Raw genomic sequence first — 19,452 nt, forward strand, 5'->3', positions numbered from 1 at the left:
GTCGTGGGTGTCGCGTTTGTTCAAGACTCGTCCGGACCCCGATCATAGCCTGGCGATCATGACCACCACAGAGCCGACGACACACCGGGGCAGCTGCCACTGCGGCGCGGTCCGCTTCAGCGTCGAGGGGCAGGGGAGCGCGCTGGGGACCGCCTTTGGGGACGCGGGGGTCCTGGCCTGCAACTGCAGCATGTGCGGCCGGGCCGGATCGCTGATGGTCTTCGTCGTGGCCGATCGCTTCACCCTCGACGCCGGCGAGGCGCAGCTGCGCGACTACCAGTTTGGCAAGGGCCATATCCATCACCCTTTTTGCAGCGTGTGTGGCATCAAGCCCTTCGCCCACGGCGTCGATCCAGAGTCCGGAGCGACGATGTACGCCGTCAACCTGCGCTGCGTGGACGGCAGCGACGCCCAGGTCCTGCTCGCCGACGCGAACTGGTACGACGGCGCGAGCTTGTGAGCCAACCGCGAGCCTCCGAGAGCAAAAACGCTGCTAGCATCCGCCCATGCTGCGCACCTCCAAGCTCCTGCTCTCCTCCGCCGCTTGCCTGGCCCTGAGCTTCACCGTCGCTTGTGACAAGCCCGCCGAAGGCGGGGACAAGGCCGAGGCCGGGGACAAGGCGGACGCCGACAAGGCAGACGCCGACAAGGCCGAGGCCGACAAGGCAGAGGCCGACAAAGCCGACGAGCCCAAGAAGCTCGAGTGGACCTGGAAGACCAGCGACGTGTCCGGCGCGATGAAGGCCGGGACCACGCTGACCTACAAGCAGACCGGCAAGGACGCCAAGGGCAAGGAGGTCGAGGACGACTACGAGTGCCAGGTCAAGTCGGCGACCGGCACCGCCGTGGGGACCGTTTGCAACGGGGTCAACCATCCCAGCGAGGACAAGGGCGCCAACGAGGTCGCGACCCGGGACTTCAACCAGTACAGCCCCTTCTTCACCACCGAGCGCACCGAGGTCTCGCTGGTCGAGCGCGCCGAGCTGACCGTGGCCGCAGGGACCTTCGACACCGTCCAGGCCGAGCTCGAGGGCTTCATGGGCGGGCACTACACCGTGTGGATGATCGCCGACAAGCCCGGGGTCTACGCCAAGGTCCACAAGCACGCCAACGTCAACGACGAGAGCGACCAGACCGACATGGTCTTCGAGCTCGCGTCGATGTGAGCCTGGTTTGAACCAACAAAGACGAGCGAGGTGAGGCCACCTCGCTCGTGTTTTGTTTGGGGCCGCGGATCTCAGCCTTCCAGGCAGTTGTCGAAGGTGCTCTGGCAAGCGGCGAGGCCCTCGGCATCGGGGGCGCAGGCGGTGCACAGGGCGTGCTGCTCCAGACAGGCCTCGAGCAGCTCGTCGTCGTAGTTGGGCAGGCACAGGCTCACGTCGAACTCGCTCACGCACGCGTCGAAGGCCTCGCCGCAGCCGACGACGTCCTCGGGGGTGGCGGCGCTCTCCGAGCACTGGCCGTAGTCGGCCACGCACGCGTCGAGGAGCTCCTGCGGGCACTCGGGCTCCTCGCACATCGGGTCGTCGCAGGGCTCGGGGTCGATGCAGTTGTCGAACAGGGCTTCGCAGGCCTCGACGTCCTGGAGGGTCTCGGCGGCGTCGATGCAAGCGGAGAGGATGTCGTAGCAGGCCGGGTCGGGCTCGGGCTCGCCGCCCGTGTCCTCGCCGCCGTCTTCGGCACCGCCATCGTCGGCGCCGCCGTCCTCGGCACCGCCATCGTCGGCGCCGCCATCGTCCTCGGCGCCGCCATCGTCCTCGGCGCCGCCATCGTCCTCGGCACCGCCGTCGTCTTCCGCGTCACCGCCCTCGTCCTCGCGGGGAGGCTCACCGTCGTCGGCCTCACCGGCCTCGTCGTCCCCGCCCCCGTCGGCCTTGCCGCAGTTGGCCAGGCACTCGTCGAGGGCGTCGGCGCAGTACTGGGCGTCGTCGGGGTTCTCGGCGTCGTCGAGGCAGTCGTCGTAGTCGTCGTAGCACTGCTCGGCGTCCTCCTCCCACCAGCCGCCCTCGTTGACGGAGATCACGCAGGCGCTCGCGGTCCCGAGGGACAGGCCCAGCAGGCTCAGGGCGGCCAGGCGCCCCACGGCCGGGGCGCGCTTCAAGGACCGCTTGCGGGAGAGGGGGAGCAAGAAAGCGAGGGTCGGGCGGCGGGTCTTGCGGTGCATCACGGCCCTCGAACACCGCCGGAGAGGGCTCGTGTCACCGCCGAGATCAAAAAAGTTGGGCGAGCCCGACAGGGGATTCCTGGCCCTAGAGCTGGGGCCTGCTACCGTGGGGGAGTGAGCGGACTTGGCGCGACCCCCGTGGGGATCACCGCCGCCCTCGGACCCACGAACACCGGCAAGACCCACCGGGCGATCGAGCGCATGCTCGAGCACCGCAGCGGGATGATCGGCCTGCCCCTGCGCCTGCTCGCGCGGGAGGTCTACGACAAGATCACCGCGCGCATTGGGGAGGACCGGGTGGCGTTGGTCACCGGCGAAGAGAAGCGGATCCCCCCGCGGCCGGACTATTGGGTGTGCACCGTCGAGTCCATGCCCGTCAGCCGCGAGGTCGACTTCGTGGCCGTCGACGAGATCCAGCTGGCCGGGCACCGCCAGCGCGGGCACGTGTTCACCGATCGCCTGCTCCACGCCCGCGGCCGCCTCGAGACCTGGTTCATGGGCTCCGAGTCCGTGCGCCCGATCCTCGAGGAGCTCGTGCCCACGGCCGACGTGCACACCCACCCGCGCCTGTCCCAGCTGCGCGGCATCGGCAACCTCTCCCTCGGCGCCCTCCCGCCGCGCACGGCCGTGGTCGCGTTCTCGGCCGAGGAGGTCTACGCCATCGCCGAGCGCCTGCGTCAGCGCCGGGGCGGGGCGGCGGTGGTGCTCGGGGCCCTGTCTCCGCGCACGCGCAACGCCCAGGTGGCCCTCTACCAGTCCGGCGAGGTCGACTACATGGTCGCCACGGACGCGATCGGCATGGGCCTCAACATGGACGTGGACACGGTGGCGTTCGCGGGCCTGCGCAAGTTCGACGGCGTCGAGGTCCGCGAGCTCGAGCCCGGGGAGCTCGCGCAGATCGCCGGCCGGGCGGGGCGGGCCCACAACGACGGACAGTTTTGCTGCCTGTCCCCCGCAGGGCCCCTACCCAGCGCGGTCGTCGACGCCATCGAGACCCACCACTTCCCGGTCATGCGCCGGGTGATCTGGCGAAACTCGGACCTCGACTTTCGCACCCTCGAGTCGCTGACGGCCTCGCTGCGCGCCCGGCCGCCGCGGCGCGTGCTCGAGCCCGTGCGCGCGGCGGAGGACTTTTCGACCCTGGTCCAGCTGAGCGCGCGCGAGGACATCCAGGCCCTGGCGAAGGGGCAGGCGTCGGTCGAGCTGCTGTGGGAGGTGTGCCAGATCCCCGACTTTCGCAAGCTGCTGCTCGACGGCCACGTCGAGCTCCTCGCCAACATCTACCGCCAGCTGGCGAGCCCCCGCGGGCGCATCGACCCGGCGTGGATGGCCGAGCGCATCGATCGCATCGACGACGTCGAGGGGGACATCCACACCTTGATGACGCGCATCGCCTTCGTGCGGACGTGGACCTACGTCAGCAACCATCGCCGGTGGATCGTCGACGCCGAGGCCTGGCAGGCGCGGACCCGGGCCGTGGAGGACCGGCTCAGCGACGCGCTGCACGAGCGCCTGGTCGCCCGCTTCGTCGAGCGCGAGGGGGCGCGAGCGAGCGGCCGTGCGACCCGGGAGCAGCGGCGGGCTCGCAAGCGCACGCGCTCGACCACGGTCCAGCGTCGACGGCCCCAGCTCGATCGCGCCGCGGTGGCCGAGGGTCCCTTCGCCAAGCTGCTCGAGCTCGATCTGCGCCCGAGCGCCGGGTCGGACGCGTCGGGAGCTGTCCGGGACGACGCGTGGGTCCAGGCCCTCGTCGAGGCGCCGCACGAGCGCTTCGCCCTGCGCGAGGGCGGGTGGATCGTCGACCTCGAGGACAGCGAAGACGCGCCTGAGCTGGCCCGCCTCGGCCGCGGCGTCGACCTGCTGCGCCCGGAGGTCTCCCTGCTCGTGGGCGAAGCGCTCGGCGCGGGCGCGCGCGCTCGGGTGCAGCGGCGCCTGGTCGCGTGGACCCGCGACGCCGTCACGCGCCTGCTCGGCGCGCTGCGTTCGGGGGCCGCGGACGCGCTGTCGAGCGACGCGCGGGGTCTCGTCTACCAGCTCGAGCAGGGCCTCGGCACGATCCACCGGAGCGCCGCAGAGGCCCAGCTGCGCCGCCTCGACGGCCGCGATCGCAAGCGCCTCGAGAGCCTCGGCGTCCGCGTGGGCGAGCGCTTGATCTGGGCGCCCAAGCTGCTGCGCGCGCCGGCCTTGCGCCAGCGCGCGGCGCTGTGCTCCGCGGCGCTCCCCAAGGGCGTGTCCGTGCCCGCGCCGCCGGGCGGGGCCGTGTCCTTCGCGCCCAACCCCGAGGTCGACGCGGGGGCCTACACGGCCCTGGGCTACCCCGTGCTCGGCGATCGGGCGATCCGCGCGGACATGATCGAGCGCCTGCTCGGCGAGCTCGCGCGCCTCGACGGCGGGGCTGGGGTCGGGCTCGACGGGCGGGAGGGGGCGAAGCTCGCGGGGCTCGTTGGGGTGCGTCGAGAGCAGCTCGAGGCTGTCGTCGAGGCGCTCGGCTGGACCCGCGACGACGACGATGAGGCGCGCTGGCGAGCGCCGAGCCCTCGCTCGCGGCGAGCTCGGAGGTCGTCGCAAGGACGGCGACGTTGAGGCGCCCGGCGGGTAAATCATGCGGGGAGGCTGGCGCTCGCTCTCCGCTATGCTCGACACCTTGACGGGGACCCCAGACAACGGCCTGCGCATCGCCGCGCTCGCCCTCGAGTACGGCCTCATCGAGGGGGCGCAGTTCTCCCAGGCCTGCCTGCTGTGGGCGGCCGACGGCGCGCGCGACGTGGACGCGATCCTGATCGAGCGCGGTTGGCTGGACGCCGAGGCCCACGCCGCCCTCGTCGAGCGCCTGACCGAGCCTCCCCTGCGCCCTTCTCTCGTGGTCCCCGAGGTCGGCGGGGGCGGGCTCGTCGAGGGCGACACGGTCACGCTGATCGCCTCGTCGGCGGGGCTGGACGCCACCCCCGCGGCCGGGCTCGGCTACGGGCGCCCGACCCTCGTGGGCTCGCGCCTGGGCCCGCTGCGCTTCGTCCCGGAGGGCAGCGGCGTGTCGGTCCGCGAGCGCCTCGAGCTCCGCGGGCTGCACTCGTCGGGGGGCATCGGCGAGGTCTGGCGCGCCTTCGACGAGGTGCTCGAGCGGGAGGTCGCGCTCAAGCGGCTGCGCGACGATCGCGACGCGGGCAGCAACCGCGCCCGGTTCATGCGCGAGGCCAAGATCACCGGCCAGCTCGCGCACCCAGGGGTCGTCCCGGTCTACGACTTCAACGCCGCGCCCGACGGCTCGCGCAGCTTTTACACCATGCGCTTCGTTCGCGGCCGAACCTTGCGGGAGGTCATCGCGGACTTCCACGACACGCGCATGCGCGAGGCCCAGCCGCTGATCGCTGGCGCCTTCGTGGACCTGCTCGGCGCCTTCGTGAGCGTGTGCAAGACCGTGGCCTTCGCCCACTCGCGGGGCATCATCCACCGCGACCTCAAGGGCGAGAACATCATGATCGGGGACTACGGCGAGGTCGTGGTCCTGGACTGGGGCCTGGCCAAGCGCATCGCCGCCGCGGAGGTGGTCGAGATCGAGAGCGAGGTCGCGGACAGGGACGAGGGCGGCGAGGCGGCGACGGGGGAAGCCTCCGAGTCGATGACCAGCCCGCTCCAGACCATGCAGGGCGAGCGCCTGGGCACGCCGGCCTACATGGCCCCGGAGCAGGCGCGCGGGGCCATCGATCAGCTCGGGCCTCAGACCGACGTCTACGGCCTCTCGGCGATCCTCTACGCCATCCTCACCGGCGGCCCGCCCTTTTCGGGGGACAGCGCCGTCGCGGTGATGCACGCCGTGCTCCACGAGCCGCCCCTGCCGCCCAGCGAGCTCACCCACGACGTGCCCGAGGCCCTCGAGGCCCTGTGCCTGCGCGGCCTGGCCAAGGACCTCAGCGATCGTCCGGGCTCGGCGGCCGAGCTGGCCGAGGTGGTGCAGGGCTGGCTGCGGGCCCTCGCCGAGCGCCGCCGGGACGAGGCCGAGCGCGAGCGCTTTTTCGATCTCTCCCTCGACCTGCTCGCCCTCGTCGACTCGAGCGACGCGCTGATCCAGACCAACGCCGCGTGGGCCGAGGCCCTCGGCGTCGGCGCGGCCGAGCGCGGCCCAGGGGCGCCCTTCCTCGCGCGCCTGGACCCCCGCGACCGCGAGGCCGTCCGGGCGACCCTCGCCGAGCTGCGCGCGAGCGGGGGGCAGGCCAGCTTCGAGGCCCGCATGCCCGACGCCGGGGGGGCGACCCGGTGGGTCGACTGGTCCGCCCGGGCGCTGCCCAGCCAGTCCGAGCTCTACCTCGTCGGCCGCGACGTCACCACGCGGCGTGAGTCCGAGGCCGAGGCCCGCGGCCTGGTCGAGTGCGCCCCTGATGCGACCTGTGTCGCCGACGCTCAGGGCGTCATCGTGCGGGTCAACGCCCAGCTCGAGCGCCTGTTCGGCTACCCGCGCGAGGAGCTGATCGGCGCGCCCATCGAGACGCTCGTGCCCGCGGCCTCCCGCGCGCGCCACCAGGGCCACGTCGCCGGCTTCGTCCGTGATCCCGCGGTCCGACCCATGGCCAGCGGCCTGCCCCTCGAAGCTCAGCACCGGGACGGGACGGTCTTCCCCGTGGAGGTCAGCCTGGGCCACGTCCGCACGCCCTCGCGCCTGCTCATCGTCGCGGCCATCCGCCGCTGGACTTGAGCGCGCCCTGACTCTGGTCACGAGTGGTCGAGGGGGGAGGGACTTTTTGGAGGATTGGCAGGCGCGGGTCGGCGTCGCCCTGGCGGACGTCCCCGACTTGCTCGTCCTCAACCCGCGCCGGCGCGAGTGGGACGCGAGCTGGCGCCAGGCCATCGACGAGCCCAAGTTCCGCGGGCAGGTCGAGTGGGAGCTCGACGGCCTGGACTCGGCGGACCGGATCGCTTTTTACTTCGCGCCGGACACCAAGGCGCCGATCTCCCTGCTGGAGCTCGGCCTGTACGCGCGCGCGGGCCGTGCGATCGTCTGCTGGCCCGAGGGGGTATTGGCGCAAGGGCAACGTGGACATCGTGTGCGCGCGCCATGGCGTGGACCAGGTCGCCGATCTCGACGCCCTCGTCGCGCGGCTGCGTGACCGCCTCGCCCAGTGCTAGCCTGGCCGCGGATGGTTCACCACGAGATCGACTCGGAAGCGGCGCTCCTGGCTTTTGTGCGGGCCCACGGTCACCTCCGCGGGCAGGCGATCCAGGAGCTCGATCTGCGCCCCCACGCCGCGCTCTTGCAGGGCATCGAGGGCGCGGGCGCGGCCTTTTTGGGCTGCACCCTCGACGCCCAGACCATCGCCCACCTCTACCGCACCGGCGCGGACCTGTTCCCGCCGCTGAGCGAGGGCATGGCGCTGCCCTTTCGCCCCTACCGCAGCGGGCTCTACACCGTCGAGGAGCTCTACGAGGGCTTCGATCCTGGGCGCGAGGGCTCGTTTTGGACGGACGCTCGGGACAGCGCCATCTACCGCTACTTCACCAAGCGGCGCGAGGCCGGGGTGCCCGTGGCGATCATGGAGGCGCTCGCGATGCGGCTCCACGACCACGCCATCGAGGACGCGGTCTACGATCTCTTGCACCCGGCTGAGGGCGAGGAGCGGCGGGTGGTCGCGGTCATGGGCGGCCACGCGATGCGCCGGGATCAGCCGATCTTCGCGGACGTGGCTCGCATGGCCCGGACCCTGACCCGCGACGGCTTCTTCATCGCAACGGGGGGAGGGCCCGGGGCGATGGAGGCGAGCAACCTCGGGGCTTACTTCGCGCCCTTTGACGACGGCGCCCTCGACCAGGCCCTCGAGCTGCTGGCCAACGAGACCGACTATCGGGCGCACGCCTACCTCGAGTTCGCCCTGGAGGTGCGGCGGCGCTGGCCTCCGCGGGACAGCGCCGAGAGCCTGGCGATCCCGACTTGGTTCTATGGCCACGAGCCGACCAACATGTTCGCCAGCCACGTGGCCAAGTACTTCGCCAACAGCGTGCGCGAAGACGGGCTGCTGGCCATCGCCAAGTACGGAGTGGTCTACGCCCCGGGCTCGGCGGGGACGATCCAGGAGGTGTTCATGGACGCCTGCCAAAACCACTACGTGACCTGCGAGGTCATGAGCCCCATGGTGTTGCTGGGCGTGGACCACTGGACCCACAAGCTCCCGGTCTGGCCGCTGCTGCGAGCCATGAGCGAGGGGCGGCCGTGGGGCGAGCTGGTCCGGCTGTGCGATCGCGGGTCGGAGGCGGCGGCCTTCATCCGCCAGCACCCGCCGCGGTCCTAGCTAGCTGACTAGCTGACTAGGCGTCGACGATGCGTCGCCCGGTCGCGGCCAGTGCCGCGTGCAGGCCTTGCTCGAGGGAGCCGGCGACGAGCACGTCTTCGAGCTCCACGTTGGTCTCCAGGAGCGCCAGGGCGTTGGCCGGCGATATCCCGCACACGATGACCTGGGTCCCGAGCATGCGGCTGGTGCGGACAGCCCGGAGCAGGTGCTCGCCGACCTTGCTGTCCATGTCGGCGACGCCGGTGATGTCGAGGATCGCTACCCTCGCGCGCATCTGCACGATCGAGTCGAGCAGGGTCTCGATGATGTCTTGGGCCCGCGCGGTGTCGATGGCTCCGATGAGCGGTATGACGACGACACCGGGCAGCAGGCGAATGGCGGGGCTCGAGAGCTTGCGGATGGTGTCGCCCTGGACGGCGATGACCTGCTCTTTTTCGGCGGCGAGCTCGTCGCCGAGGCGGGTGATGGTGTCGAGGCGCTTGCCGATCTCCTCGGCCAGGATGTTCACGCCGCACGCGAGGGCGTCGAGGATGTCGCCGCGGTCGGACTGCTCGCAGCGCGCCTCCACGTCGCCGTTGGCGATGTCCATGATGACGTCGAGGACCGCGTCCAGCCTCGGCCCGAGCTCCTGGTCGGCGCTCTCGCTCATCCGCGGTGCATTTCTCTGAGCCACTCGACGGCGAGGGCCTCGCTGGTGAACAGCTTCGTCGGGCTCGCGGGCTTGTTCAAGGTCAGGTAGAAGTTGCCGATGACGCGGCTGACCGCCGAGCCGGTGAGCAGCGCCGTCGCGCACACCATGTCGGCGTCTTCGTCGCTGGCGTAACGGGCGCGGGCGTCCGAGGTCGCGGTCTTCATCGCGCGCAGGTCGATGACGATGGCGAGGGTTCTGTTTTCCGTGAGGCCTCGATAGATCCCGATCTCGGTCTCGGCGTCCTCGAGCTCGATGGTCACCCCAGGCTTGTAGACCGTGCGGATCAGCCACTCGTCCTCCAGGTACACGGTTGCTTTGCCGGTATCCGCGACGGTCTCGACCGCACTCCGACCAGCACCTCCGGGCACGTGGGCCATAGCAAACAGTGCCACACGGGTGTGTCAGATCCAAGCGTCGCCGTGGAGGCAGGCGGTGCCCGACCTCTCGGTCCTGTGAGCGGGCAAGCCCGTCTCGGGGACGGGGGGCTGGAGCGCCGATCGGTTTGAGCCCACGACCCAGGGCACATCTGGGGAACTCGCTGGCGTTGTCATTCGGCGCTCGCAGTGGGATCCCACCGCAAGTTTTGGCGACAAAGAGCTCGGCGAAAAGACCAAGCGAGGTGTCGTGAGGACTTCTCCGATGTCCTGCTAGCGCCCCAGAATCTTCGCGACGCGCTCGACCAGCTCGACCGATGCGTCGATTTCGGCGCGTCGGATGGACACGCTCTCGACGTTGCAGCCGAGGCGGATGCCCTTTTGGGCGGCGAAGTCGTGGAGCTCTTCGAAGGCGGCGACGCTGGTCTCGATGGAGGTCGAGAGGATGTCCTTGGCGTGGGCGAGCTCGTTTTGCAGCCAGCGGGGGACCTCGACACCGAGCCAGGCGAGGAAGTCGAGGGTCTTCTTGGACCCGCAGGGGGTCAGGGTCAGCAAGATGGGCGGGACCTCGCGGCCCTCGTCCTGGCAGCGGTAGACCAGATCGCTCAGCAAGTTCTTGCTCGCGATGACGGAGTACACGGCCTGGCTGATGAAGAAGCTGCATCCGCGCTCGACCTTGCGCAGACAGCGTTGGTCTTCGTTCCCGCGGGCGGCGTGGCGCTCGGCGATGAGCACACCGCCCAGGGGCAGGTCGGGGCTGCGCGCCTCGTGGACGGCGTAGGCGTCGCTGAGCCGCAGGCTGACGGACTGGCTGCGCGAGGGCGCCCCGACGAGCACCGTCGCCCCGCCCGCGCTGCGCAGGCGCTCCAGCCACGCGCCGAGGGACGCGGCGTCGTGGCCCGAGACCGAGCGGTAGACCACCTTGGGCTGGGGGACCTCGAGGTAGTCGAGGGCGTAGTCGAGGGGGTCGATGGCTCGCATGAAGGGGAAGGGGCGCTCGACGTCCGTGCGGCTCGACTCGTCCTGGAGGTCGTAGACCACGAGGGCGTCGACGGGCAGGGACCGGATGCGCTCGCTCTGCGCGGCGGCGACGCTTCGCCGCCGCGGCTCGGCCATCGAGACCTTGGGCGGCGTGATGCCGTAGGTCAGCTGGGGCACGGACCAGGCGGAGGGGGCGGCCATGCGGCGGAGGGTGCCTCAGCGAGGCGGAGCCCACAAGCACGAGCACGGCCGCCTCCGCCTCGAGCTGGAGCTTCGAGGAGCGGACCTTCGCTCAGGTGGGCTCGGCCCTGACGGGCTCGACGAGCATGCGCTGCTCGAGCTCGCGCAGCAGGGCCATCATCGCCTCGGCCTTCTGGGCGATGTCGACCCGCGGGTGGTGCTCCTCCGGCAGCGACTGCAGCGGCGCCGGGGTCGGGAACTCGCCGTTGAACACGAGCAGGTTGTGCTCCTCCGTGGGGTCGCGGTCGAGGTCGTAGAGCTCGTACTGGTCGGGGACCCCGGGGGCCTGGTCGGCGGGGGCGTGGTAGCGGACGAGCTTCCAGTTGTCGCGGGACACCACGGCGTTGACCAGGCAGGGCTGGCAGACCTCGCCGGGCGCGATGTCTTCGACCTCGTCGGGCCAGTCCTCGCGACCCTTGCGCAGCTCGTCGACGGCGGCGAGGAACACGTCGTAGGCGCTCAGCGGCACGCTCTCGTCGTCGAGGTCGGTCTCGGTCTCGCCGTCGAGGGGCGCGGTGATCGTGTCGTGGGTCATGAACAGCACGCCCTCGCGGGGCCGCCCGGTCTCGGGGTCCTGGGCCCTCGCGGCGCGGCCGTAGAGCAGCTCGCTGAGGTCCGAGCCCACGGGCATGTAGCTCTTGTCGTGGGTGCGGCGCAGCTGGGCGAGGGTCGCCTTCAGCGCGGGGCCCTTGACGCCGGCGAGGCCGAGGATCGTCGGCAGCAAGTCGGCGTGGCTGGTCAGCTCGTCGACCTGGCGCGTGCCCCCGGGCACGACGTGGAGGGAGTCGGGGAAGCGGACGACGACGGGCACGTGGGTGAACTCCTCGTAGGCGGAGTGCCACTTCTCCGACATCTTGTTGTGGGCGCCCGCGTACTCGCCGTGGTCCGGGGCGAAGATCACGATGGTGTTGTCCGCCTGGCCCGATTCGTCGAGGGCGCGCAGGACCCTGTCGATGTGCTGATCGACCTGCTGGATCGCGTAGGCGTAGTATTGGATGAAGGCCCGGCAGGCGAGCTCGGGGTTGTCGGTCAGGGCCAGCGGCATGCCCGAGGCGTTGCTCGCCAGGGTCACCTTCACGGCGCGGGCGAGCTGCTCGCGCTTGGTCCCGGGGTTGTCCACGGAGGTCGCGGCGTTCAGCCCGGCCTTGGACATGAGCGCCAGGCCCCACTTGTAGACGTAGTCGAGCTGGCAGCTGGGCTTGTTGCGCAGCTTCTCGTCCCAGGTCGGCGGGACGTCGGCGTTGTTTTGCGGGAAGCCGAGGGGGTTGAGGTCGATGGCCATGGTCCCGCCCTTGGGCAGCGTGCCCTTGGCGCCCTTGGGGGGCACGGCGAGGGTGTAGGGCGCGCCTTCGACGTCGGCGTCGTAGACCGCCCGGGGGATCGGGAAGCTGCCGATGTCGTGGGGGTTGGTGAACGAGGCGACGGCGAACCAGGGCGCGGGCGGATCCTGGGGCTCCTCGACGTCGTCGCGCTCGCGCTTGGTCGCCTCGGCGACGTTGTGGGCCGCGTGCTGGACGCAGTAGGGGATGCCCAGGCCGCGGCGGCGCAGGAAGGAGGTCACGATGTCGGCGAACTGGTAGTCGCGGTAGTGGCCGAGGTTGTTGGGCAGGGTGCCGTGGGGGTCGGGGTAGCTCAGCTCCCAGTCCGAGAAGCCGTAGCCCTCGAGGTCCGTGGTCGCCTCGCCGGATACGTGCCACTTGCCGAAGTAGTGGCTGGTGTAGCCGTTGGCGCGCATCCAGTCGCCGAGGGTCGGGAAGTCGTCGGGGCCGAGCCAGGGGAACTTCCGGTCCGCGCCGTTCTTGAGCACTCCGTCGGTCTGCGTGGCCTTGGTGATGGTCCCGTACTGACCGCTGAACACCACGGTCCGGCTGGGCACGCAGGCCGAGGAGGCGATGCGGTGGTTGCGGAGCACGACGGCGTTGTCGCGCAGAGCCCACAGCCCAGGGAAGAAGTCTTTGAACGCGTTGCTGTCGTGGGCGTGGCCCTGGAAGCCAAAGATCTGCTTGAGGGGGTCGACAAAGCCACCCTGCTCGCCGTAGGCGAAGCGAGGGAATCGCATCTGATCGACCATGATCAGCAGGATGTTGGGGCGAGCAGGGGCTGGGGGAGGGGTCACATTGTCGGGCATCGCGCACCCCTAGCACGCAGGCTCGCGCCCGTGGGGGCTATCTGTCACACCACCCTCAAAAAATACGCAAAGCGCGCGCGCCATCGCCCCATCCGGTCGAAGGACTCCTGCGTCGAGGTCACGTTCGCGTCTGCGTGACGCCGTGGTTTGGGCGGCCTCGACTGTCGAGTGATGGCGTCGCGATCAGTCGTAGCCGACCAGCAGGGCGTCGGAGTGGACCAGCCCCGAGCGCCGGAGCACCCCGGTCAAGGTGTGGATGGTCGGGACGGCGCCCTTGACCCGGCCGTGCAGGCGACCGCCGCGGAGCTCGAGCTTGTGGCCGGTCTTGCCCTCGAGCTGCTCGCGCAGTTGATCGGTGAAGGGCTCGAGGATCTCGGCCTCGTAGTAGCGGGTCGAAAAGCGCAGCCAGCCCGACTCGACCAGGCGGTACTTGGCGTCGAGGGCGTCGATGAGCGCGCGCAGCTCCCGGGGGACGCGGTGCTTCACGCCGCCGATCTGTACGGTGCGGTAGGGGTCGAACTCGTCGGCGACGCGCTCGTCCGGCGCCCGCGAGTCTTGGGTGTCCTGGGCGCACACGAGGATCCGGCAGGCCCACTCTTCGACCAACAGGCGTCGGCGCTGGAGGAGGCCGAGGGGGTGGGTGTGGTCGAAGATGACGTCGACGCCGGGGATGGCGTCGAGGCGCTCGGCGGCTCGTTCGTGCGCCACGGGGCCCACGGCCCGGAAGTTGAGCTCGATGTAGGCGGACACCGCGATCGATGGTTTCGCAACTCGCGCTGGGGATCAAGGCTGGTTCTGGGCTGGCCGCGCGGTCGTGGCGGCGGACCCATGCTCTGGGTCTGGCCCTCGCCAAGCGTCGCCGAGTCCTCGCCCCTTGGCGCGAGGCGGACCCCGGCCTGCCCGTGGTCGACAGCGTCCGGGGCCTCGTCGAGACCTCCGGAGCCGTCAAGGACTCGCCCGGGCCTGCCCAGGCCAGCACCGAGCTCAGGACTCGATCGCGGTCCAGGTCAGGCGCAGATCGGCGCGGTGGACCGAGTCGTCATTGCTGCCAGGCGTGCCCGGCGTGGCGAGCTCGCTAAAGCACAGATCAAAGCCCTCCGTGTCGAGGTCCTCGATCCAGGTGGTCATGGCGTCGTGGCCCGAGTAGGCGACGTGGTCGATGGAGACGAACACGTCGGGGGTGGTGTTGAAGTCGGTGGCGAAGGTCTGGGGGACGCAGGTCTCGCCGTTGTCGATCCACCCGTGCACGTCGACGCCCGGCGGCGTCCAGGTCCCGCTGTCGTAGACCGAGCCCGGCTGGGGGTTGGTCCCCGAGAGGTAGGCGAACCAGTCGATGGCGTAGTTGAGCTCGGTGTCGTCTCCGGGGTCGACAGAGGTCGCCCGCGCGCAGATCTTGGCGCGGTCAGACTCGACCTTCTCCATCCAGACCGTCACCCCGCGGTCCATGACGTTGGTGCCGCTGGGGTGGACGTTGGTGTTGTCGGCCGCGTTGGCCCCAAAGACGGTCGCGTGGAGCTCCGGGACTTCGCCGAAGTCCTTGCCAAAGTCGACCCAGCCGCAGTCCCGCGCGTCGCCGGTCATCGTCCGACCGTTCTTCCGTCCGCTCGCGCGGCTGGCCTGGGTGACCGAGTCTTGGCGAAAGACCCGGTAGTTGACGCCGAGGCCGTCGATGTGGGAGCCGCCGTCGCCGTTCTCGAACGAGTGGCTGGTCTCGCGCACGCAGATCTTGATCTCATCCTCGGTCAGCCACCGGACCCAGGCCGTGGTCGCGTCGCGGTCTTGCTCTTGAGCGTAGCCGCGGTGGTCGACGTGGACCAGAGCCCGGAGCGGGCCGGAACCCGCTCCAAGGGACTCGAAACTCTCGGTCTTGCAGACCGTGCCCGCAGCGAAGTCGCCGAAGTCGACGTAGCCACCGCGGACGTTGGGCCCCGTGTCACGCATGGTCACGTCGAGGGCGCTCTCGTAGCCCTCGGTCTCGCAGCCGGGCGCGGCGAGGCTGAGCATGGAGCAGCTGAGGAGGGCGAGGAAGGAGGCGGAGCGTTTGGCTACGATTTGCATGCCCCCTTGGTCGAGACCGACCCAAAAACGATCGAAGAAAATCGAAGGATACTGACTCCTCCTGTCGATGTGGGTTTCTGGCCAACTGACACCAAAGAACGACTCTTTTCCGATTTCGGATGAAACATCCCGCACAAAGACCTATTTTTGCCGCGATGGTCCTCGACCATCGCGTATCGTCTGAAGCCACCAAGGCTCTCGCTCGCGGGCTCAGAACATCGCGGGAGAGAGCAGCGATCCCCTGATCTCCCTGCGCCGCTGCCCGGAATGAGCGAGGACTCCAACCCCATCGGCGAGGCCCCCACCGGGGGCCTGCCCCTCGCCCTCGCCAAGCGGAGGGTCCTCGCCAAGCTCCTGGGCGAGGCCCCCCAGGCCGTGCGGATCGGTCGCTTCGTCCTCGAGCGGGAGCTCGGACGCGGGGGCATGGGCTCGGTGTGGCTGGCCCATGACGAGCAGCTTCAACGTCTGGTCGCCCTCAAGTTCCTGCGCAGTGACCTCGACCCCGACCGCGGGGATCCGCGCCTGCTCGGCGAAGCTCAGAGTCTGGCGAGGCTCTCCCACCCCAACGTGATCGCGGTCTACGACGTCGGCTCCCACGAGGGCCGGGTGTGGATCGCCATGGAGTACGTGCCCGGGCAGACCATGCGCGAGTGGAGCGCCCAGGACCCCGAGCCCCGCGCCGTGCTCCGCCACTGGATCGCCGCGGGGCGCGGGCTCGAGAGCGTCCACCAGCGCGGCCTCGTGCACCGCGACGTCAAACCCGACAACGTCTTGCTCGGCGAGGACGGGCGCGTGCGCCTCATCGACTTCGGCCTGGTCCGCAGCGTCGACGGCCGCGAAGGCCAGCTTCCCTCGACCGAGCCCGCGCTTCGGCGCGCCTCGGAGGAAGAGGCGTCGCCCACCGAGACAGGCGCCTTCGTGGGCACCTTCGCCTACGCGGCCCCAGAGCAGCGGGCCCGGCAGCGCGTCGACGCCTTGGCCGATCAGTACGCCTACTGCGTCTCCGTGTGGGAGGCGCTCACCGGTGAACGCCCCCAAGCTCACCCCCCGGTCCCGCCAACGGGTGCAGCACGCGGGCTCATGAGCCCGAGGGTTCGACGCGCCCTGACTCGGGGCTTGGATCCCGAGCCCACGCGGCGCTACCCGAGCATGGGTCCGCTCCTCGCTCAGCTCGAGAGCCGGCGGGGCCTGTGGCTGGGCGCCGCGGCCCTCGGCCTGACCCTGGCGGCGGGCCTCGTCGCGGGGACCACCCTCACGAGCCAAGCGCCCACCCCCGTCCCTTGCTCGCGCACCGACGCCGCCCTCGAGCGAACCCTGAGCGCCGAGCGGCGGGCGGCCCTCCTCGCTGGCCTCGAGCCTGGGGCCGCCGCTGTCATGGCCCCCCTCCTCGACGACTGGAGCGGGCGCTGGCGAGGCGCGGCCCAGCGCAGCTGCGAGGAGGTCCACGTCGAGCAGACCCGCTCCCCAGAGACCCTCGATCGCCGCCGCGCCTGCCTCGACAACTCCCTCGTCGAGCTCGAGGTCGTGCTCATCGCCCTCGAGGGCGGCGAGCCCCTGCGCGCCGACCCCTTTCGACACATCCAAGATCCGCAGACCTGCCTCTCCCCCTCCCTGCTCGAGGCTCGCGCCCAGCCCACCTTGGACCCAGAGACCGCGGAGCAGGCCGCCCAGCTGCGAGCGCGGCTCGTGGACCTGCGCATCGGAGCCAAGCCGGTCTCCTTCGAAGCGCGCATCGCCGCGGCCGAGGACACCCTCGCCTCGATCGAGGCCCTCGACGTCCCGGCCCTCCGAGCCTACGCCCTGGAGACCCTCACCGCCCTCACGACCACGGCCGGCAAGGCCGAGGACGCCCACCGCTACGCGGGCGCGCTCATCGATCTCGCCGCAGAGCTCGACGACCCCGCCCTGCTCGCCGCAGCCTGGCGCCGCAAGGCCGACATCGAGCTCGAGCTCGAGCTCGACGTCGACGCGGCCCAGTGGAGCGCCCAGCGCTCCATGGAGCTCGCCGCCAAGCTCCGCGGCCAACCTCGAGTCTACGCGCGGGCCCTGGTCGCCCGGGGTCGCGTCGCCTTCCTCAAGGAGGACCACCAGGCCGCCGCCCGCGATTTTCAGGCCGCGAGCGAGGAGCTCGCCCGCAGTGGACCCAGCAACGACGGACTCCGCGCCCGAGTCCTGCGCAACCTCGCCCTGGCCCTCGTCGCCCTCGACGACCGCCCCGGCGCGGACGCTGCTCGTCGCTCGGCCCTGGAGCTCGAGCGACGAACCCCCCTCGAAGTCGGGGTCCAAGCCCAGGGCGACAAACACTACGGCGACGCCCAGGATGCGATGGACGCAGGCAAGCATGAGGAGGCGACCCACGCCGCGCAGCTGGCCCTGGACGCCTACGCCGCGGAGTTCGGGCCCGACTGCCGCGGGATCGCCGATACGCACATCCTCCTCGCCAACGTCGAGATCATCCAGGGCCGCTTCGAGAGCTCTCGGACCCACGCCGAGGCCGCAGATCGCGTGCTGCGACAGCGCTTCGGCGTCCTCGACCGCGACCGCTTCATCACCCAGACGGCCCTGGCCAGCGCCGCCTTTTACGAACGGGACTTCGCCGCCGCCGCGACCGCATTTGGCCTCGCCCTCGAGCTCGCCCAGCACCAGCACCAGTCCGACGAAGATCTCGCCCTCCTCCAGGCCAACCTGGGCGAGGCCCTGCTCCATGACGGCCGGGTCCTCGAGGCCCGCGCCATGCTCGAGCGCGCCGTCGCTCAGCTCGAGGGCACGGGCACGCCCGAGCGCGCGGCCCTCGACGTGCCCCGCAAGGCCCTGGGCGCGACCTACCTCGCCCTCGGTCAGCTCGACGCCGCGCAGCGCGAACTCGCCCGCGCCCGCGCCAACCTCGAGCGCCACGGCAACAACCCCCTCGAGCTCGCCGACGCCACCTGGCTCCTCGCCCGCGCCGAGCTCGGGCTCGAGCGACGGCCTCAGGCCCAAAACCTGGCGGAATCTGCAAGCGCGCAGTTCGGAGCCCTCGACCTACCCGGAAAGGAGAACGAGATCCAAGCTTGGCTCGCGCGATATTTTTGATTGAAGCGCGAGCGAGCTCGACTGCTGAACAGGAACTCCCCATGACCAAGCTCCCCATGACCAAGCTCCCCCTCGTCATTGCGACCTTGGCGCTCACGCCCCTCGCCTGCGCCGACGCTAGCGGTGACGACGAAGGCTCGTGCGCCTTCGATGCTGCGAGCGAGGTCGCCGACGGTGTGTTTCGCACCTGCGCCGATCTCAGCGAGGATCTCACCTCTCTCGCCTACCTCGGGAGCATCACCGGCCCCGACATCAACAACCTCACCTTCGAAGCAGAGCCCAACCCAAACTATCGTTTTGGGATCGGCTACGTGACCAATGAGAGTGATGATAGTGATAATCCTCTGCTGCTCAAGCTCAAGGAGATCGATAGTAGTGGGAATGCCACAGGCGCAATTGTCAAAAAGACAGTCTCCAGTGATAACAAGATATGGATCGCCTTTGGCACATCGATGGACTCGATCCTGGTTCAATACTCGGGAGACGAGGGCAAGAACTACTCAGACCTGGGCAGCACAACTAAAATCGCAGAAGGGAACCCGCTCGGAAACAGCATCACCCTCAACTGCACGGGCATCGAGCGCCTCAACGACTGCGTTGCCGGGGCCCCGGGCTGCCCCTGCCGCGATTCCGACTCGTGCGATGATGCGAACCTCGAGTGCAACGCCGGCCTGTGCATGGCCTCTGGCGACTGTTCGGCCACTAATAAAGGCTTCGGTTGTGAGTGTCAGGCGACCAGCGAGTGCGACTCCGGACTCGAGTGTATCTACAACGCCTGCCAAGAGGACAAGCGTGCGATCCGCAGCTACGTGTCCGTCTACGAGAATCGCACCATCACCATCACCAACGCCTCGGAGAGCACGAGCGCTCCGACCTACCACCTGTGGTACGCGCTCCTCTTTGATGGCGTCACGGGCACCTACGCAGGTGACACAGGTGACTCAGACGAGTACCGCTCTCCCTATCTGCTGTGCCCCTCGGACTACGACTCCAACTATGACTGGAGGTCCTCGGGAGTGGTGATTCGGCCGAACGAGACGGCGAGCTACATCCTGCCCGAGAACGCCATCTTCGTTGGCTTCTCGGAGGATGAGGAGAGCACCCCCGACTCTGATCGACGCTCTGTCCGTGTCGCGGACACCACCCAGCCCGTGGTCCGCTTCGAGCGCCTCGAGGGTTGTGCCGCCGCCGCCGGCACCGACTCCGCCAGCCGCCTCGCGGGGATCCCCTTCGCGCCGACGAGGACGGCAGACGACCAGCTCTACCTGGTCAACTGCGGGCCCGATGATGTTCAGCTCTACGATCAGTCCGACACCTCCATCGCTACGATCGCCGCGGGAGGCATGGCCCAGGTGATTAACACAGAGAATGAGTGCGAGCAGGTCACGTACTGGTTCGCCGACACCGACGACCCCACGCTCATCGTCAAGAAGAAGACCGACGACTGCGGCTGAGCCCGAACCGACCCT

Annotated in this window: 15 protein-coding genes; 8 read left to right on the forward strand and 7 right to left on the reverse strand. The window is 70.1% G+C overall.

The window, feature by feature from the left end:
* Positions 1 to 58 precede the first annotated feature (58 nt).
* Together PPSIR1_RS26935 and PPSIR1_RS49585 are read left to right on the forward strand one after the other, a co-directional pair.
* Positions 59 to 460, forward strand: coding sequence for a GFA family protein (locus PPSIR1_RS26935; RefSeq protein ID WP_045116825.1), 402 nt, complete (start codon positions 59 to 61; stop codon positions 458 to 460).
* A 46-nt stretch (positions 461 to 506) separates the two neighbouring features.
* Positions 507 to 1,166: a hypothetical protein gene (locus PPSIR1_RS49585; RefSeq protein ID WP_006974361.1), complete on the forward strand. Its 660-nt coding sequence runs from the start codon at positions 507 to 509 to the stop codon at positions 1,164 to 1,166.
* 71 nt (positions 1,167 to 1,237) lie between these two features.
* On the opposite strand, the gene PPSIR1_RS49590 is transcribed toward PPSIR1_RS49585, so the two are convergent.
* Positions 1,238 to 2,128: a hypothetical protein gene (locus PPSIR1_RS49590; protein ID WP_198154622.1), complete on the reverse strand. Its 891-nt coding sequence runs from the start codon at positions 2,126 to 2,128 to the stop codon at positions 1,238 to 1,240.
* 150 nt (positions 2,129 to 2,278) lie between these two features.
* Between PPSIR1_RS49590 and PPSIR1_RS26950 the strand changes: the two genes are divergently transcribed.
* The 4 genes from PPSIR1_RS26950 to PPSIR1_RS26965 all read left to right on the forward strand — a co-directional run bounded on the left by PPSIR1_RS26950 (position 2,279) and on the right by PPSIR1_RS26965 (position 8,439).
* Positions 2,279 to 4,747, forward strand: coding sequence for a helicase-related protein (locus PPSIR1_RS26950; RefSeq protein ID WP_232296554.1), 2,469 nt, complete (start codon positions 2,279 to 2,281; stop codon positions 4,745 to 4,747).
* 61 nt (positions 4,748 to 4,808) lie between these two features.
* The gene (locus tag PPSIR1_RS43900) at positions 4,809 to 6,851 is read left to right on the forward strand and encodes a protein kinase domain-containing protein (protein ID WP_157596033.1); all 2,043 of its coding nucleotides are present in this window, start codon (positions 4,809 to 4,811) and stop codon (positions 6,849 to 6,851) included.
* 46 nt (positions 6,852 to 6,897) lie between these two features.
* Positions 6,898 to 7,263, forward strand: coding sequence for a nucleoside 2-deoxyribosyltransferase domain-containing protein (locus tag PPSIR1_RS26960; protein WP_006974365.1), 366 nt, complete (start codon positions 6,898 to 6,900; stop codon positions 7,261 to 7,263).
* Between the two features lie 30 nt (positions 7,264 to 7,293).
* Positions 7,294 to 8,439 carry an LOG family protein gene (locus PPSIR1_RS26965; protein WP_006974366.1) on the forward strand — a complete coding sequence of 382 codons (1,146 nt, stop codon included), beginning with the start codon at positions 7,294 to 7,296 and terminating at the stop codon, positions 8,437 to 8,439.
* Between the two features lie 16 nt (positions 8,440 to 8,455).
* On the opposite strand, the gene PPSIR1_RS26970 is transcribed toward PPSIR1_RS26965, so the two are convergent.
* The 6 genes from PPSIR1_RS26970 to PPSIR1_RS26995 all read right to left on the reverse strand — a co-directional run bounded on the left by PPSIR1_RS26970 (position 8,456) and on the right by PPSIR1_RS26995 (position 14,911).
* On the reverse strand, positions 8,456 to 9,088 hold the full coding sequence (locus PPSIR1_RS26970) for an STAS domain-containing protein (RefSeq protein WP_006974367.1): 633 nt from the start codon (positions 9,086 to 9,088) through the stop codon (positions 8,456 to 8,458).
* Positions 9,085 to 9,438, reverse strand: a complete 354-nt coding sequence (locus tag PPSIR1_RS26975; RefSeq protein ID WP_006974368.1) for a DUF7793 family protein — start codon at positions 9,436 to 9,438, stop codon at positions 9,085 to 9,087. Before PPSIR1_RS26975 ends, PPSIR1_RS26970 begins: the two co-directional genes overlap by 4 nt.
* A 339-nt stretch (positions 9,439 to 9,777) precedes the next feature.
* Positions 9,778 to 10,686 carry a methylenetetrahydrofolate reductase gene (locus tag PPSIR1_RS26980; protein ID WP_006974369.1) on the reverse strand — a complete coding sequence of 303 codons (909 nt, stop codon included), beginning with the start codon at positions 10,684 to 10,686 and terminating at the stop codon, positions 9,778 to 9,780.
* 91 nt (positions 10,687 to 10,777) lie between these two features.
* Positions 10,778 to 12,853, reverse strand: a complete 2,076-nt coding sequence (locus PPSIR1_RS26985; protein WP_045116826.1) for a sulfatase-like hydrolase/transferase — start codon at positions 12,851 to 12,853, stop codon at positions 10,778 to 10,780.
* Between the two features lie 183 nt (positions 12,854 to 13,036).
* Complete coding sequence (locus PPSIR1_RS26990; RefSeq protein WP_006974371.1) at positions 13,037 to 13,603, reverse strand: hypothetical protein; 567 nt, start codon at positions 13,601 to 13,603, stop codon at positions 13,037 to 13,039.
* Between the two features lie 234 nt (positions 13,604 to 13,837).
* Complete coding sequence (locus tag PPSIR1_RS26995; RefSeq protein WP_006974372.1) at positions 13,838 to 14,911, reverse strand: H-type lectin domain-containing protein; 1,074 nt, start codon at positions 14,909 to 14,911, stop codon at positions 13,838 to 13,840.
* A gap of 267 nt (positions 14,912 to 15,178) precedes the next feature.
* Between PPSIR1_RS26995 and PPSIR1_RS27000 the strand changes: the two genes are divergently transcribed.
* On the forward strand, positions 15,179 to 17,983 hold the full coding sequence (locus PPSIR1_RS27000) for a serine/threonine-protein kinase (RefSeq protein ID WP_006974373.1): 2,805 nt from the start codon (positions 15,179 to 15,181) through the stop codon (positions 17,981 to 17,983).
* 41 nt (positions 17,984 to 18,024) lie between these two features.
* Complete coding sequence (locus PPSIR1_RS27005; RefSeq protein ID WP_006974374.1) at positions 18,025 to 19,437, forward strand: hypothetical protein; 1,413 nt, start codon at positions 18,025 to 18,027, stop codon at positions 19,435 to 19,437.
* Positions 19,438 to 19,452 lie beyond the last annotated feature (15 nt).

Source organism: Plesiocystis pacifica SIR-1, assembly GCF_000170895.1.
Classification (GTDB): Bacteria; Myxococcota_A; Polyangia; order Nannocystales; family Nannocystaceae; genus Plesiocystis; species Plesiocystis pacifica.